We start from the raw sequence: 16406 nt of genomic DNA, 5'->3' as shown, positions 1-16406 counted from the left end.
TCACGCTTCGCCCGCCCCCGCGCGGACAACCCACCTCCATCGGGATACCTCATCCCATCGAACTACCCCAACACGAGGCCAACACACCAACCACATCGGACGAACCTGGCCATTCAAGATCTGTAGCAGACGCAAAGTGTTCAGCAGCCCATCGACCGTTTGACTATCATCGAAGCGGCCGATCCAGCCCTGAGTCGGCTGGCCATGGTTCCCGATCTGTCCGCGGAGCAGGCCCGGCAACGGCCGCTGATCCCGCTGTGCCGTCCAACCGGCCATTGCCGTGGCCATCTCAGCGACGGCCATGAGGGGAGTTCGGCCAGCCGCTTCGAGGATGTCAAGCCAACTCTGAATCAGCGGCTCGATACGGGACGGTCCCATGTAGTTATGTCCTCCAGATGCAAGATGCTGGCAATAAGCAGACTAAGGCGTGTTTCGTAACTCGGGTTGGCCGGTTGAAGTCACGGCGTGGCGGTGATCGATAACTGACGAGGTCTCCGGTACTTGGTACAACGACCAAGAAGCACCATGCACCGGAGACCTCGTGGCCACCTTAGCGGTGACGAGGCGGCATGACCTGACTGACGCGCAGTGGGCTGTCCTGGCCCCGTTGCTGCCTGCCGCGTCGTCGACAGGCCGGCCGCCGAAGTGGGAGAAACGGCAGCTCATCGATGGGATCCGGTGGCGGATCCGGATCGGTGCGCCGTGGCGCGACGTGCCAGCGGAGTACGCGCCCTGGCCGACGATCTACGGACTTTTCCGTCGTTGGCAGCGCGATGGAACCTGGGACAGAATCTTGTCGGCGTTGCAGGCCCAGGGCGACGCCCGGGGACGGATCGACTGGACAGTCAGCGTGGACTCGATGACCAGTCGCGCTCACCAGCACGCTGCAGGTGCCCGCACCGACGGCCATCTGCAGAAGGAACCACCCGGTGGGGTTCATGACGAGCCGGCCGATCACGGGCTGGGCCGCTCCCGTGGAGGGCTGACGACCAAGACGCATCTGGCCTGTGAGCAGGGTCAGAAAGTCTTGTCCTTGATCGTCACCGCCGGGCATCGAGGGGACAGCCCGCAGTTCATCCCTGTCCTGCGCCGTATCCGCGTGAACCGCCTCGGTGTCGGCCGGGCAAGGACCCGGCCGGTGCTGGTGCTGGCCGACAAGGCCTACACCAGCCGCGCCAACCGCAGATACCTGCGCTCTCGGAGAATCCGGGCGTGCATCCCGAGCAAGAAGGACCAGGACGCCCACCGCAAAGCCAAAGGCTCCCGCGGCGGGCGCCCACCAGCGTTCGACCCGCAGCTCTACCGGCTACGCCACGCCGTCGAGAACGGCATCAACAGGCTCAAACGCCACCGCGGCGTCGCCACCCGCTACGACAAGCTGGCCGTCCGGTTCCAAGCCGTCCTGACCATCACCATCATCACCGAGTGGCTCTGACCTCGTTATGAAACACGCCTTAGTCCGCCCGGCGGCCGGGCTCCGCTGGTCGGGCCGGCCCCGATCGGGTTGCACCTGTCCGGCCCGTCACCGGTCCGGCCGGGTGCAGCCGACGAGCCGGCCGGCTCCGGTCTGCCTCAGGAGGCGGAGGCGAGACCGGGCCGGCACTCCGCCCGGGAGAGCATCCCGGCACGCCTCGCCGACCTGACCGGCGGCCTGTCCGACGTGACCGGCGGGATCCGCGCCCGGCTGCGCGCCGTGGCCCACGCGGCGAAGACCCGGCTGAGCCGGACCCTAGCCCCGATCGCCGGTCCGATGCGCCCCCCGCCCGACGCCCCGGCCACCCGCGTCGCCGCGGCCCGGGCGCGGCGTCGACGCCGGCGCGCCGTACTGGCGGCCGTGGCCGTGACCGGCCTGGTGGCGGCGCTGGCGTACGCGGCCCGCTCGTCCACGCCACCCCCGCTGACCCGGGAGACCGCGCCCGTGGCGGCACCCGGCAACCAGGCATCCGGCAACCAGCCACCCGGCAACCAGCCACCCGGCAACCAGGCACCCAGCGCCAGGCGCCGAGCCGACAAGCACCCAGCGGCCAGGCACCGGCCACCGGCGACCCGGTCGCACCCGGCGGGCCGCTGCTCGACGTGGACCTGGCGCCGCTGCCGGGGTCGTTGTCGCTCACCGACCTCGGTACGCGGGACTGGCGGCACTGGGGCGGGACCGGCGCGGACAGCTTCCATCGCAAGGCGGGCGGTACGGGCGAGATCCAGGATCCGGGTGGCGAGCGGCTGGAGCACAACGCGGGCGCGTGTGATCTCCAGTGGACCGACGGCACGCCGACGGCGCGTCAGGAGGGCACCCGGGCGGGTGTCTTCCAGCGCGGCGCCGGGAAGAGCTTCACGCTCGGCGTGGCCGGGAGCGGGGATGTGCGTACGGTCCGGCTGTTCGTCGGCACGTTCTCGGCCGGTGCGCGGCTCGACCTGTCGCTGTCCAGCGGTGGCGATCCCGCCGTCCGCGAGGTCGCCCTCGCGGCGGGCGACCGCTTCTACCAGTACGTCATCCGCTTCCGGTCGGCCCCCGGGGAGCGGCTGCTGATCAGGTGGCACGCCCTGACCGTGACCGGGGGGCAGAACGACGGGGTGGCGTTGCAGGCGATCACGGTAAGCTGAGCGGCCGGTCCGGCGGGCGGTCGTCAGGTAACGAACTGGAAACGCCCGTCACTCGACATATGGCGCAAAGAGCCGTGCGGTGACACCGTGAAGCCCGTCGCGCACCTGTCGTTTCCGGCGGTGTCGTGACCGAAGTGGAGGGTGTGGTGGGCCAGGAGGACCGTCCGCGTACCGGCCCCGGCTCGCACCGGCACGGCCTTCCGCGTACCCGGTCCGCGCTGCGCCGGCTGCGCCGCCGGCGGCGGCTGATGCTGGAAGGGCTGGCCGCGGTCCTCTGCCTGGCGGCGCTGGCCGTCTACCTCGGCGTCGAACGGCACGGCACGCCACGCGAGGAGCACGCCGGAGTGCCGGTGGCGCCGCCCGGCCGGGTCGGGCTGCCGAACGAGGCCGGCGACTCGGTGGTCAACCCGGGGCTGCGTCCCCGCCAGCGGCCGCCGTCGCCGAGCCCGTCGCCGTCCACGCCGTCACCGTCACCGACGCCCGCGCCGCCGCCGACCGTCACCGTGACCCGCGCCGACGTGCCCGCCACCGTCGACCTCACCGCCGCCGGGCCCACCGACTGGGTCCACTGGGGGCTCACCGGCGCCGACCGGACGGTCCGCAAGCGGGGCGGCTCCGGCGAGATCCGCGACGAGGGCGGCCGGGGGCGGCGGGAGAGCTTCAGCAACAACCCCGAGGCGTACGCCTGGCGTGACGGCAACCCGGTCGCGTCGGCGAGCGGCACCATGTCCGGCGTCTACACCTGCCACCGGGGCAGCGGGTTCACCCTGTCGGTGGCCGCCGACGGGCAGCAGCGCACCGTGCGTCTGTACGCCGGACTCTGGATGGCCCGGGGCCGCCTCGACGTGCGCGTCTCCAGCGGCGGCCCGGTGACCACGCTCCGGATGGAGGATCCGCACACCGCGCTCACCACCGAGTTCACGATCAAGTTCCGCGCCCAGCGTGGCGCGCGGCTGCTGCTGAACTGGACGGTGGAGGAGTCGCTCGGCGACTGCGGCAACGTCAGCCTCCAGGCGGTGGCGCTGCGCTGAGCGGGGACAGTTTGTCCGTCGCGTACCCGGCCGGGCGTCGTACGTTCCGGTTGTCCCGTCCGACCATCCTCTGTGGAGGCCCGACCGATGACCGGCCCTGCACCCGTCGCACCCACCCGCCCGCGCACCGACTGTGACGTGCTGCGCGAGATCCCGATGCCGCCGTACGTGACGGTCGAGGACGTCCAGTTCGCGGTGCGGGCGGTGGTGGTGCACGCGCCGCGGGCCTGGTCGGGCGGGACCATCTGCCGCAACGACGCCAGCCCGCACCCGTGCCGGCTGCACGTGTGGGGCCGCCGGGTGCTCACCCTGCGCGGACTGCCGTCGGCCGAGATCGACGCGCTGGTCGAACGCGGCGACCCCGCCGCCGACCCGCGCCCGTACCGCCCCGGCGCCTGAGCACCGGGGCGGCCGGACCGGTCAGCAGAGTGCGGGCTTCACCCAGGAGCACTCCCGCCCCTCCGGTACGCGCGGCGACTCGGGCGCGACCGGCACGGTCCGCCGGGCGGTCGCCGTCTCCTTCTCGGTGTACGAGGCGAGCGCGATGGCGATCTGGTCCTCCAGCCCCTTCACCGACGAGGTGAGGTAGTTGTTCAGCACGATCGAGAAGGCGAGCAGCCGTCCGTCGGCGTCGGTGACGTAGCCGGAGAGCGCCGACGCGCCGGTCAGGCTGCCGGTCTTGGCGTGCACGTTGTTCGCGGCGGCGGTGCCGCCCATCCGGCTGCGCAGCGTCCCGCCCACGAGCCGGTCCGGGTTGCCGGCCACCGGCAGGGCGGCGTACCAGGTGTCGAACCACGGTTCGGTGCGGACCGCCGAGAGCAGCGTGACGAACTGGGCCGGTGGGACGAGGTTGCGCCGGGACAGGCCGGACCCGTCGCGCTGGCGCAGCGTGCCGGTGTCCACTCCGGCGTCACCCACGTATCCGCTGATCGCCGACAGCCCGGCGGCCCAGGTGCCGGACCCGGACAGTTGCCGGCCGAGTTCCTTGGTGAGCACCTCGGCGTGGCCGTTGTTGGAGAGCTTGAGGAACGGCACCATCAGGTCGGCCAGCGGCATCGAGTCGTGCCGGGCGAGCGGCTTGGCGGTGTCCGGGGTGGCGGTGCCGAGCACGGTCCGGCCGAGCACCCGTACGCCGTGCCGCCGCAGCGCGGAGCGGAACACGTCGGCGGCGTACCCGGTCGGTTCCCACACGGTGACCCAGTCGCTCTCGGCGGCCTGGCCGACGGCGATCTGGCCGGTCACCACGACGGTGTTGCCGCCGTGTTCGCGCTCGAAGGAGATGGTGGTCTCGCCGTCGGCGACCGTCTCGGCCCGGTTGTCGATCCGCAGCCAGCCGTTGTCAGGCGTCATGGTGATCTTCGGCCGGGCGCCGGCCCGCGTGCCGGGGGTGGCGTGCACGATCACGGTGCCCGCGTCGTAGTCGGTGTCCGGGGCGACTGTCAGCGCCGACACCTGGGCGGAGTAGTAGTAGGGCTCGTCGTCCCAGGTCCAGTCCGGACCGAGCCGGTCCCTGTCGTAGCGGGTGTCGTCGGCGACCAGGTCGCCTGCGACCACGCGTACGCCGGCCGCGGCGACCTGCTGCGCGAGGCGGTCGTAGTCGGCGGCGAGGATGGTGGGGTCGCCACCGCCGCGCAGGTAGAGGTCACCGGAGAGCATCCCGGCGCGGCGCGGCCCGTCGGCGCTGACCTCGGTGGTGAAGCGGTGACCCGGACCGAGGAGTTCCATCGCCGCAGCCGACGTGAACAGCTTGGTGTTGGAGGCGGGGATGAGCCGCCGGGTGCCGTTGCGGTCGTAGAGCGTACGACCGGTGGTGGTGTCGACGACGACCACGCCCGCCTGCGCCCCGTCGAGGCGGCTGTCGGCGAGGACCGCGTCGATTGTGGCGTTCAGCCGGGTCTGCGCGGGGGTGGGCGCTTCGGCGGTGGCGGTGGTGGTGCCGGCGGCGGCCGCGGTGGCGACCAGCGCCAGCACCGCGAGCGCCCGGGGGAATAGGCGTCGATGCATGGGACGATGCTGCCACGGAGATTTCCTGCGGGAAAGGCTCCGGTGCGAAAGGTTATTTGCGGCCCGCCGACGCGGGCACCGCGATCCCCCGGGTGTTCCCGGTACGACTCGGGGAAAACACCTGTTCACCGGGGAGCGGCCGATCGCCGGGTTCCGTTTGACGGATGACCTGGCAGCGGGCACGGTGGGGGTGAGGGCCGGGGAACCGCCCTGCTTCCAGCGCGGCGGGACGTGTCTCGCCCGCTTCCGGGTCGCGAGCCGACCGCGTGGGCCGTGTCGCCCGCGAAACCCGACATCCAGCCATGAGGAGTTCAGCCATGCTGACCATGACCGACAACGCCGTCCTGGTGATCCGTGACCTCGCCGCCCAGCAGGACGTCGCCGACGCGGGCGGGCTGCGCATCGCCGCCGACACCGACGCCGGTTCGCTCTCGATCGAGCTGGTGCCGCAGCCGGTGCAGGGCGACCAGGTGGTGGACACCGAGGGGGCGCGCATCTTCCTCGACTCGGACGCGGCCGAGCTGCTGAACGACACGTCTGTGGACGCCGTCGTCGACGAGGAGGGCGTGGTCCAGTTCGGGTTCACCGAGAAGGAGTGAGCTCAGCCGGCCCGCTGGTCCGGTTCCGGCCGGACCAGCGCGGCCAGCACGTGCGCCAGATGGTGTGAGGTGCTCCACGCGATCCAGTTGGCCGGTGAGCCCGCGCCGGCGCCCCGCCGGGCCCGCCGGACGATCTCGTGGTCGCCCCAGGAGAAGCCGGCCCCGGCCGACGACCAGTGCGGCGCGGTGGTGAGCGTGCGGCACAGGTCGGCGAAACGTTCGTCGCCCCGCCCGCCTCGCCGCGACCAGCGGTACACCCACCACGCGTCGTCGGCGGCCCAGCGCAGCGTCGGGGTCCGGTCGCCCGGCTCGTCCGCGTCCCGCACCGCGCAGCAGACGCCGTAGTCGCCGTACCCGAGGTCCAGGTCGGCCAGGCGCCGCCAGAGCGACCAGTCGTAGCGGTCCAGCCGCACCGGTTCGTCCACCGGCAGCCGGGACAGCGACGGCGGCATTCCGCCCGCGGCCACCGTGACCGAGCGCCAGGCGTGCCGCCGGGCCCACTGCGCCGCCCGCCGGACCCTCGGCTCGGCCAGCCGGACGTCGGCCCGGCAGCACACGTCCCCCGCGTCCAGCAGCAGATCGCACTGCTCGGGCAGCAGTCCGGTCACCCGCCACACCCGTTCCGCCGCGGCCGTCGCGGCGTCCGGTCCGGCCCGGTCCGGGCCGACCCGCAACCGGACCACCGCGTGGTGCGCCCAGGCCCGGGCCGCCGCGCCGTGCGCGGCCAGCCGCCGGTCACTGTCCGCGAGACCGATGACCGGCACCAGCGGTACGCCCCAGCGGACCGGATCGTGGTCCGCGCTGTCCGGCAGCGCCGACACGTCGACGGCGGGCAGCAGTCCGTCGGGCAGCCGGCTCAGCGCGTCCACGATGGACGGCGCGTCGGCCGGAACGTCGAGGATCGGTGCGAGCAGCGCGGCGGAGGCGTCGTCGAGCCGGGTCAGCGCCTCCAGCTCCCCGCGTCGTGCGGCCAGCACCGGGCGGTAGACCGGAGGTCGACCTCGGAGCGGCGGCACCATACTTCAATGTAGCCAGACGATTGCGTTGCGTCATGGTTTCCGGTCGGCTCCGGTTCCGCGAGAAGGCGTCGCGGGGTCGGCGGAGCGAGCCGTGAAGTCGACGTTCAGGCCGACGTTTCCGCAGCTCAGAGCCGTCCACTGTCAGTGATCGGACAGTCCTCCGGCTGGTTGCCGGGCGGTTCGCCGACATAGCGTCGGAATCACCGAGGGGGACCGCCGACGATCGCCCGGAAGTGCACGAACGCCTCCTGCCGGCGTACCGGCGGGAGAGAGGATCACCATGCCGAGCCGCAGGGCAAGGAGGGAAACCACCGGCCAGCCGATCCCGAGCATGCGGGATGCCGCGCGCGCCGACACCGAGATCAACTCGTGTTCGCCGGTCGGGTTGCCGGCCACCGCGCGCATGCTGTTCGCCGTGGTCGACGCCAACGGACGGCTCGTCCGCGGCCTCGGCGCCACCTCGGCCACCCGGCTCGCCGCCGGGATGTACCAGGTGGCGTTCGACCAGGACGTGGCCGGAGCGGCGTACGTCGGGACGGTCGGCCCCGCGACCGCCAACGGGCTGGTACCGCAGGGCGTCATCACTGTGGCGCCGCGCTCGGGCATCGCCAACGCGGTGTTCGTCGAGACGCACGGCACGAGCGGGCACGCGGACCGCCCGTTCCACCTGGCCGTGCTGGCCTGACCGGACGCACAGACGAGCGCACGGCGCCGCACGACCTCCGGTCGTAACGTCGCCGCGCTCCGGCCGTCTCCCACCACCGCAGCCGTACGGCGGTACGCCGGCGGGGACCTGGCTCGACCGGCCCAGCCCGCACCGGTCTTATGGGCAGCACATGCCCCCTCTCAGGGGATCCAAACCGGATCGGCGTGGGGAATTCCACCATCTGCGACTCCCGGCGTGGCGGGCGCGGGATCGGGGTATGAGCGGACCATGGAGCATTTCACGATCGCGACAGTCGCCGAGAAGAGTCCCGACTTCCGCCGCGTGCTCTGGACCGGGGAGCACACCCAGCTGGTCATCATGACCATTCCGCCGGGCGGCGAGATCGGCGAGGAGGTCCACGAGGGCATCGACCAGATCCTCACGTTCGTCAGCGGCACCGGCGAGGCGCGGGTGGCCGGGGAGAAGAAGGAGGTCGTCTCCGGCGACCTGGTGGTCGTGCCGGCCGGCACGAAGCACAACTTCGTCAACACCGGGCCGAACCCGCTGGTCCTCTACACCGTCTACGGTCCGCCGGAGCACGCCGACGGCGCGGTGCACAAGACGAAGGAGGAGGCGGACGCCGCCGAGGAGGCGGGCGAGGACGAGCCGCCGACGTCCTGACGCCCGGTGCGCACGTGTTAAGCGGGGGCCCCTGCTCTACCGGAGACGTTAAGAAGGGGCCCCTCCTTGCACCAGGCCGGGGTATTTCAGGCCCGCGCCGGTGTTGAGCACCACCACGCGCTCCCCGGGCCGGATCCACCCGCCCGCGCGCAGGTGCCGGGCGGCGGTCAGGCAGGCCGCGCCCTCCGGGCAGAGCAGCAGCCCTTCCCGGGCGGCGAAGTCACGCAGGTCGGTGAGGATCTCCGCGTCGTCCACCGCGATCGCGGTGCCGGCGCTGTCCCGCAGCGCGGACAGGATCAGCTCGTCGCCGAGCGGCGCGGGCACGGTGATGCCGAACGCGACGGTGTGCGCGTCCTCCCACGGGGTGACGCGCTCCTCCCCGGCCGCGAACGCCCGCACGATCGGCGCGCACCCGGTGGACTGCACCGCGACCAGCCGGGGCAGCCGGTCCTCCACCCAGCCCAGTTCGCGCAGCTCGTGCAGCGCCTTGTGGATGCCGATCAGCCCGACGCCACCGCCGGTCGGATAGACGATCACGTCGGGCACCTGCCAGCCGAGCTGCTCGACGATCTCGTACCCCATGGTCTTCTTGCCTTCGAGGCGGTACGGCTCGCGCAGCGTGCCGGCGTCGAAGATCCCCCCGTCCGACCCGGCGATCAGCTCGGCGATGTCCCGGCCCGCGTCGTTGATCAGGCCGTCGATCAGCCGCAGGTCGGCGCCGGCGGCGAGGCACTCCTCGTGGCAGATCGTCGGCGCGGCCAGCGGCATGGCGATCGTCGCGCCCATCCCGGCCCGCGCCGCGTACGTGGCCCAGGCCGCGCCGGCGTTGCCGTTCGTGGGCATGGCGATCCGCTGCACGCCCAGCTCCCGGGCCCGGCTCACGCCCACCGACGCGCCGCGCGCCTTGAACGACCCGGTCGGGGTCAGCCCCTCGTCCTTGACGATCAGGTCCGCGATGCCGATCTCGTGGCCGTACGCCGGCGCGCGCCACATCGGCGTCCAGCCCTCGCCCAGCGTGGTGACGAAGCGGGGATCGGCGACCGGCAGCAGCTCCCGGTAGCGCCACAGGTCGGCCGGGCGCAGCCCGAACTGCTCCGGGGCGACGGTGGCGGCCACCGCGGCGAGGTCGTAGCGGGCCAGCAGCGGCGAGCCGCAGCCGCACAGGTTCTGCAACACGTCGGCCGGGTGTTCACTGCCGCAGCGCGGGCACTCCAGGTGCGTCAGGTGCACGGTGGTCCTCAGCTCGCGTCGATGCTCACCCAGTGCCGGCTGCGCCGGCCCGGCTCGTACGGGGAGTCGAGGCGTTTCGCCACCACTCCCGGGAGCCCCTGCTCACGGGCGGCCCGTAGGGCGTCCGCGCCGACTCCCGGGAACCACGGCGGAGTCTGCCAGTGCGGACCGGTGAGCGCCAGACCGTCGAGCAGGTCACGGCGTTGCGCGTACGGCACGTCGAGGCTGGACACGCCCTCCAGCCAGAGCAGGTCGACGGCGAGGAACTGCCCGTCGCGCCGGGTCGGCGGACGGACCCGCCCGGCCGGGTCGATCCGTACCAGCACGCCGTCGATCACCGCCTCGGCCGGGGCCAGCGCCTCGGCCATCGCCCGCGTCCACGGGTACTCCCCGGTGACCTCCGTGTCGTCGCCGTCGAGCAGCCGCAGCCGGCCGCCCGAGACGTACGCCATCGCGCGCACGCCCGCCCAGCGCAGCTCGTACCCCCAGGCGGCGGCGTCGCGCGGCAGCCGCCCGCCCTCGGCGGGCAGCATCGGGCGGACCAGCTCGGGCATCGGCGTCCAGCCCTCCGGCGCCGGGTCGGTACGCCTGATCATCCAGTCCCGGCCCCGGCCGCCGGTGGCGAACAGCACGTACCGGCCCTTCGTGCGCTCGCCGTCCAGCACCACGATCACCTCGTCGTCGCGCCACTTCTCCGCGCGGTAGGTGCCGGTGTCGTGCACGATCATCCGCCCGCCGCCGTACTCCCCGGCGGGGATCTCCCCGTGGAACGTCAGGTACTCCATCGGGTGGTCCTCGGTGTGCACGGCCAAATGGTTGCGGCCCGGGTCGCGGGGCAGGCCGCGCGGCACGGCCCAGGAGGCCAGCACGCCGTCGTGCTCCAGCCGCAGGTCCCAGTGCAGGCTCCGGGCGTGGTGCTGCTGGATGACGAAGCGGGGTGCGCGCCGCGCCGACCGCTTCCGCCCGGGAGCCCGCTCGGGCACCGGTTCCGGGGTACGCGCGGCGTCCCGTTTCCGCCGGTACTCCTCCAGCCGGTCCGCCATCCCCGCATCCTCCCCCAGACGCGCCGCGCGCGCCGGGATGCCGGTGTGTGTGCGGCGAACCGGGGTAGAACGGGGGGCATGGACAGCGACCAGCCCACCCTTCCGCTCGCCGGCGACGTCCGGATCCCGCTGCTCGGCTTCGGCACGTGGCAGGCCACCGGCGAGGCCGGGTGCCAGGCGGTGCTCGCCGCGCTCGACGCCGGCTACCGCCACATCGACACGGCCACGATGTACGGCAACGAGAAGGAGGTCGGGCGGGCGGTCAAGGAGAGCGGGCTGCGCCGGGAGGACGTCTTCATCACCACGAAGCTGCCGCCGGACCGGGTGGGCCGGGAGCGGGAGACCATCGAGGCCAGCCTGGCCGCCCTGGACACCGACTACGTCGACCTGTGGCTGGTGCACTGGCCGCCGTCCGCGCCCGGCGACAGCATCCCGGTGTGGCGGGAGATGCTCGCCGCGCGGGACGAGAACATGGCGCGCACGGTCGGGGTGAGCAACTACTCGATCGGCCAGATCGACGAGCTGATCCAGGCCACCGAGGAGACGCCGGCGGTCAACCAGATCCGCTGGAGCCCGTCGCTGTACGACAGGCACACGCACGCCGCCCACCGGGACCGGGGCGTGGCGCTGGAGGGGTACAGCCCGTTCAAGGCCAGCGACCTGTCCGACCCGGTGCTGGTCCGCATCGCCCAGGCGCACGACGTGTCGCCGGCCCAGGTGGTGCTGCGCTGGCACATCGACCACGAGATCGTGGTCATCCCGAAGTCGGTCACGCCGGAGCGCATCCGTGCCAACGTCGACGTGTTCGGGTTCTCGCTCACCGCCGAGGAGATGCGCGACATCGACGCGCTCGCCGGCTGAGACGTACCCGCAGAGAGGGGCGCGGTCCGCTGCGGACCGCGCCCCCCTCCGCGTGCGGTGGTCAGCCGCGGGCGCAGGTGGAGCCGTTGAGCGTGAAGCTGCTCGGCGCGGAGTAGCTGCCGTTCAGTGTCGCCTGGTAGCCGAAGCTGGTGGACGCGCCGGGCGCCAGCGTGCCGTTGTAGTCGGCGTTGCGGGCGGTCACCGCCGAGCCGCTCTGGCTCACGGTGGCGTTCCACGCGTTGGTGACTGTCTGCCCGGAGGGCAGGTTGTAGTTCAGCGTCCAGCCGTTGATCGTGCCGGAGCCGGTGTTCTTGACCGTCACGTCGGCGGTGAAGCCGTTGTTCCACACGTTCGCCGCCTTGTAGGTGACGGTGCACGACGCGCCGCCCGACGGCGGGGGCGTGGTCGGCGCCGACGTGGTCGGCGGGGCCGACGTGGGCGGCGGGTTCGAGCCGGTGTTGACGCTCTGCGAGAACGAGTTCACCGCGAGCCCGACGCCGCCCTGCCACGGCTCGAAGCCGGCCTGGATGCTGGTCAGGTACCAGTCGTTGGTGATCGCACCCCGGTTACGGGTGTCGTTGATGAACGCCATCGCGTCGAAGCTGAAGCTGGGGATGGCCGACGGCGACAGGTACGAGATGACGTTGTTGGAGCCGTTGCTGCCGCGCCATACCTCCCAGGTGCGGCCGGCGATGCTGGCGGTGCCGACCGGCGAGCCGATGGGCTGGATCGAGCCCTGCCGGTTGAGCCAGATCATGATCTCCATCTGGTTCACGCCGTCGCGCTTGGGCGACGGGTCGAGCCAGATGTCGTACGACGCGTTGAAGATCGCGCCGCTGACGTAGTTGTAGCTGATGCTGGACGGTGCGCTGCTGATGTTCTTCACCTGCACCGGCAGGTTAGTGCCGGGCGAGCAGTTGGTGTAGTGGCAGCCCACGAAGATCGACGGGTACGCGACCGGTGCCCCGTTGGTCGGCGCGGAGCCGTCCGCGCGGGTGATCGAGAAGCCGGTCGAGGTGACGTTGATGCACTGCTGGGCACTGGTGCCCCAGCGGTTGTTCTGCACCACGTACTTGCCGCCGATGGTGGTCGAGCCGTACTGCTCGCAGATCTGGGTGTCGGCGGAGGCGGTGCCGCCGAGCGCGACGGCGACGAGGGTGCCGGCGGCCAGCAGTCCGGCTGCCGCGAGGGCCCTGAGTGGACGCTTCATGATGCTCCTTGGCTCGGCGCGGGACGGCGCCGGTTCGGTCGGTGATACGGGCGGGAGCGCTCCCACGATGCAAGGAATACATTTACATGTCTCAAATCATTGCGCAATTGCGCCGGGCTCGTTAACGCTCCGCGTCCGGCCGGTGGCACGGCGGAGAGCCGCGACCGCCCCCTTCCCCCAGATGGAGGCGGGATTCCTGCCGGTGGGACGGGGTGTGCCGCCGACCGGCGGCCCGCGCCAGGGCGCATGGGCACTTCCGCCGCCTGGTTGCGGCGAGTAATGTCTTGCCTCCAACGCGTTCCGATCCCCCTCCGGAGGCGTACCCCGTGATGGGTGGTTCCCCCCTGCGCATCCTCGTCGTCGGCGCGGGCATCGCCGGCCTCGCCGTGGCCCGGGCGCTGCGCCTGGCGGGGTTCCGGCCCGACGTCACCGAGCGGCTGCCACCCACCGAGTCGATCGACTCCGGCCTCTACCTGCCCGGCAACGCCGCCCGGGCGATGCGCCAGCTCGACCTCGACGGGCCGCTGCGCCCGCTCGGCCAGGTGATCCACCGGCAGCGCTTCCTGGACGCCGCCGGAGCGCCGCTGTGCGAGGTCGACCTCGACGCGCTCTGGGCCGGCGTGGGGGAGTGCCGGGCGCTGCCCCGGGCCGAACTGCACCGGGTGCTGCTCACCGGCGCCGGCGGCGCGGTGCGCCACGGCGCCGAGGTGAGCACCGTCGACCTGCTGCCCGGCCGGGTCGCCGTCGGCTTCACCGACGGCACCAGCGGCGAATACGACCTGGTCGTCGGCGCGGACGGGCCCCGCTCGGCGGTACGGACGCTCGCCGCGCTCGGCGGACCACCACGCCCCGCCGGGCAGGTGGTCTACCGCGCCCTGGTGCGCGGCGGCCCCCGGATCGCGGACTGGACCGCCCTGCTCGGCCAGCGGGCCGGGTTCCTGGTCGTGCCGCTCGGCGCCGGACGGCTCTACTGCTACGCCGACGAGGCCGGCACCGAACTGCCCGCCGACCCGCTCGCCCGCCTGCACGAGCTGTTCGGCTCGTACGGGGGCCCGGTGCCCGAGGTGCTGGCCGCGCTGGAGACCGTGTCAGTGGAACGCACCGAGGAGGTCGAGCTGGGACGCTGGTTCCACGGCCGGGTGCTGCTCGTCGGTGATGCCGCTCACGCCACCGCGCCGACGCTGTCCCAGGGCGCCGCGATGGCGCTGGAGGACGCCGTCGTGCTCGCCGAGTCGCTGCGGGCCGCCGGCAGCGTCGAGGCCGCGCTGCTCGCGTACGAGAGTCGTCGCCGGCCGCGTACCCGCTGGGTGCGGGACCGGACCCGGGACCGCAACCGCACCCGCGACGTGCCGCCGGCGCTGCGCGACCCGTTGCTGCGCGGACGCGGCGGCCGGATCTTCCGGGAGCACTACCGGCTCCTGACCGGCCCGCTCTGAAAGGCGGGAGATCGTAGCCGCCCACCCCACGCGGCGAGGCCACCTACCGGGGACTATCCTCCCTACGGATGACGGCTGCGCCGATGACCAGCGCGCCGAGCGGGACAACCAGAACCGGAGGCCACTCGTGACCACCGTCGCACCCAAGCCGGTCGTGACCCGGCCCTGGCCGGTCCGGGAGCCGGTCAAGGGGTCGGCCATCGCGCGGCTGCTGCGCACCACGGACGCGAAGCAGATCGGGATCATGTACATGGTCACCGCGTTCGTGTTCTTCATGATCGGTGGCCTGATGGCCCTGATCATGCGCGCCGAACTCGCGCGACCGGGCCTGCAGTTCCTGTCGCCCGAGCAGTACAACCAGCTCTTCACGATGCACGGCACGATCATGCTGCTGTTCTTCGCGACGCCGATCGTGTTCGCCTTCGCGAACTACGTGGTGCCGCTGCAGATCGGCGCGCCGGACGTGTCGTTCCCCCGGCTCAACGCCTTCGCCTACTGGCTGTACCTGTTCGGTGGCACGCTCGCCACCGCGGGCTTCATCGCCCCGGGCGGCGCGGCCGACTTCGGCTGGACCGCGTACACGCCGCTGAGCACCGCCGACCACGCCCCGGGCGTGGGCGCGAACATGTGGGTCGTCGGCCTGGCCATCTCCGGCCTGGGCACGATCCTCGGCGCGGTCAACCTGATCACCACGATCCTGACCCTGCGCGCGCCCGGCATGACCATGTTCCGGATGCCGATCTTCACCTGGAACATGCTGGTCACCAGCCTGCTGGCGATCCTGGTCTTCCCGCTGCTGGCCGCCGCGCTGTTCGCGCTCGCCGCGGACCGCCTGATGGGCGCCCACGTGTACGACCCGGCGACCGGCGGGCCGATGCTGTGGCAGCACCTGTTCTGGTTCTTCGGTCACCCCGAGGTGTACATCATCGCGCTGCCGTTCTTCGGCATCATCAGCGAGATCATCCCGGTGTTCTCCCGGAAGCCGATCTTCGGCTACAAGGGCCTGGTGGCCGCCACCATCGCCATCGCCGCCCTGTCGATGAGCGTCTGGGCGCACCACATGTTCGCCACCGGCCAGGTGCTGCTGCCGTTCTTCAGCTTCCTGAGCTACCTGATCGCCGTGCCCACCGGTATGAAGTTCTTCAACTGGATCGGCACCATGTGGCGGGGTCAGATCACCTTCGAGACGCCGATGCTGTTCTCGATCGGCTTCCTGGTGACGTTCCTCTTCGGTGGTCTCACCGGTGTGCTGCTGGCCAGCCCGCCGCTCGACTTCCACCTGCACGACTCGTACTTCGTGGTGGCGCACTTCCACTACGTGCTCTTCGGCACCATCGTGTTCGCGGTGTTCGCCGGCATCTACTTCTGGTTCCCGAAGATGTTCGGCCGGATGCTCGACGAGCGGCTCGGCAAGATTCACTTCTGGCTGACCATGATCGGCTTCCACACCACGTTCCTGGTGCAGCACTGGCTGGGCAACGAGGGCATGCCGCGCCGGTACGCCGACTACCAGGCCGCCGACGGCTTCACCACGCTGAACACGATCTCCACGATCGGCGCGTTCATCACCGGTATCTCGACGCTGCCGTTCATCTGGAACTGCTGGAAGTCGTACAAGACCGGCCCGGTCGTCGAGGTCGACGACCCGTGGGGTCACGGCAACTCGCTCGAGTGGGCCACCAGCTCCCCGCCGCCGCTGCGCAATTTCGACCGGATGCCGCGGATCCGCTCGGAGCGGCCGGCGTTCGACGCGAAGTTCCCCGAGCTGGCCGCCGGGCAGAGCCTGGCCGGTCCGCCCGAGGGTGGCGCGAAGCCGCTGACCAGCGAGGTCAACGGTGGCGCCAGCTACCAGGAGGACACCGCAGGCAACCTCGACCAGCGCTGACGCAGTAGTTCAAGGCCGGGCGCCGCACTCCCTAACGGGGGCGCTCGCGGCCTCGCCGATTGGCGGCAGGATGGACCCCACGGCCTGGGCGCAACCGCTGCGCAGCAGCCGTCCCTCGGCGTCCCGCAGCTCCAACGGCGAGCACTGGTCGGTGAGCGTG

15 protein-coding genes are annotated in these 16406 nt (G+C 72.1%); 10 read left to right on the top strand and 5 right to left on the bottom strand.

Annotated features, from left to right (window positions below):
- The first annotated feature begins 541 nt into the window (after positions 1–541).
- From ABD52_RS30825 to ABD52_RS30810, 4 genes are all read left to right on the top strand, one after another.
- A complete protein-coding gene (locus ABD52_RS30825) occupies positions 542–1435 on the top strand; it encodes an IS5 family transposase (RefSeq protein WP_047894076.1) in 894 nt (297 codons plus the stop codon).
- A 641-nt stretch (positions 1436–2076) separates the two neighbouring features.
- Complete coding sequence (locus ABD52_RS41125) at positions 2077–2601, top strand: hypothetical protein (RefSeq protein WP_235437608.1); 525 nt, start codon at positions 2077–2079, stop codon at positions 2599–2601.
- 125 nt (positions 2602–2726) lie between these two features.
- Entirely contained in the window at positions 2727–3632 is a 906-nt protein-coding gene (locus ABD52_RS41485; protein ID WP_255352887.1) for a hypothetical protein, read from the top strand.
- An 87-nt stretch (positions 3633–3719) separates the two neighbouring features.
- Positions 3720–4031 carry a hypothetical protein gene (locus ABD52_RS30810; protein WP_047894075.1) on the top strand — a complete coding sequence of 104 codons (312 nt, stop codon included), beginning with the start codon at positions 3720–3722 and terminating at the stop codon, positions 4029–4031.
- A 21-nt stretch (positions 4032–4052) separates the two neighbouring features.
- Here the strand turns inward: ABD52_RS30810 and dacB are convergent, their stop codons facing one another.
- The gene (dacB, locus tag ABD52_RS30805; RefSeq protein WP_047894074.1) at positions 4053–5636 is read right to left on the bottom strand and encodes a D-alanyl-D-alanine carboxypeptidase/D-alanyl-D-alanine-endopeptidase; all 1584 of its coding nucleotides are present in this window, start codon (positions 5634–5636) and stop codon (positions 4053–4055) included.
- Between the two features lie 317 nt (positions 5637–5953).
- Here dacB and ABD52_RS30800 point away from each other — a divergent pair, with 317 nt between their 5' ends.
- Positions 5954–6235, top strand: a complete 282-nt coding sequence (locus ABD52_RS30800; protein ID WP_047894073.1) for an iron-sulfur cluster biosynthesis family protein — start codon at positions 5954–5956, stop codon at positions 6233–6235.
- Between the two features lie 2 nt (positions 6236–6237).
- Here the strand turns inward: ABD52_RS30800 and ABD52_RS30795 are convergent, their stop codons facing one another.
- Positions 6238–7212 (bottom strand): hypothetical protein, encoded by a 975-nt coding sequence (locus tag ABD52_RS30795; RefSeq protein ID WP_047894072.1) that lies wholly within the window; start codon positions 7210–7212, stop codon positions 6238–6240.
- 373 nt (positions 7213–7585) lie between these two features.
- Here ABD52_RS30795 and ABD52_RS30790 point away from each other — a divergent pair, with 373 nt between their 5' ends.
- Together ABD52_RS30790 and ABD52_RS30785 are read left to right on the top strand one after the other, a co-directional pair.
- On the top strand, positions 7586–7939 hold the full coding sequence (locus ABD52_RS30790) for a hypothetical protein (protein ID WP_235437606.1): 354 nt from the start codon (positions 7586–7588) through the stop codon (positions 7937–7939).
- A gap of 249 nt (positions 7940–8188) precedes the next feature.
- Positions 8189–8581, top strand: coding sequence for a cupin domain-containing protein (locus ABD52_RS30785; RefSeq protein ID WP_013284343.1), 393 nt, complete (start codon positions 8189–8191; stop codon positions 8579–8581).
- Between the two features lie 48 nt (positions 8582–8629).
- Here ABD52_RS30785 and ABD52_RS30780 read toward each other — a convergent pair whose 3' ends face one another.
- Together ABD52_RS30780 and ABD52_RS30775 are read right to left on the bottom strand one after the other, a co-directional pair.
- Positions 8630–9811 (bottom strand): threonine synthase, encoded by a 1182-nt coding sequence (locus tag ABD52_RS30780; RefSeq protein ID WP_047894070.1) that lies wholly within the window; start codon positions 9809–9811, stop codon positions 8630–8632.
- 8 nt (positions 9812–9819) lie between these two features.
- Complete coding sequence (locus ABD52_RS30775; protein WP_047894069.1) at positions 9820–10854, bottom strand: DNA polymerase ligase N-terminal domain-containing protein; 1035 nt, start codon at positions 10852–10854, stop codon at positions 9820–9822.
- Between the two features lie 78 nt (positions 10855–10932).
- Here ABD52_RS30775 and ABD52_RS30770 point away from each other — a divergent pair, with 78 nt between their 5' ends.
- Positions 10933–11715, top strand: coding sequence for an aldo/keto reductase (locus ABD52_RS30770; protein ID WP_013284346.1), 783 nt, complete (start codon positions 10933–10935; stop codon positions 11713–11715).
- Positions 11716–11776: 61 nt separating this feature from the next.
- On the opposite strand, the gene ABD52_RS30765 is transcribed toward ABD52_RS30770, so the two are convergent.
- Positions 11777–12925: a cellulose binding domain-containing protein gene (locus ABD52_RS30765; RefSeq protein WP_047894068.1), complete on the bottom strand. Its 1149-nt coding sequence runs from the start codon at positions 12923–12925 to the stop codon at positions 11777–11779.
- A 329-nt stretch (positions 12926–13254) separates the two neighbouring features.
- Here ABD52_RS30765 and ABD52_RS30760 point away from each other — a divergent pair, with 329 nt between their 5' ends.
- Complete coding sequence (locus tag ABD52_RS30760; protein ID WP_047894067.1) at positions 13255–14361, top strand: FAD-dependent monooxygenase; 1107 nt, start codon at positions 13255–13257, stop codon at positions 14359–14361.
- A gap of 127 nt (positions 14362–14488) precedes the next feature.
- Positions 14489–16246: a cytochrome c oxidase subunit I gene (gene ctaD, locus ABD52_RS30755; RefSeq protein ID WP_013284349.1), complete on the top strand. Its 1758-nt coding sequence runs from the start codon at positions 14489–14491 to the stop codon at positions 16244–16246.
- Positions 16247–16406: the final 160 nt, after the last annotated feature.

Origin of the sequence: Micromonospora sp. RV43 (genome assembly GCF_001029515.1) — a bacterium.
GTDB classification, from domain to species: Bacteria; Actinomycetota; Actinomycetes; order Mycobacteriales; family Micromonosporaceae; genus Micromonospora; species Micromonospora aurantiaca.
This window is presented reverse-complemented; position numbering and strand designations above follow the sequence as displayed.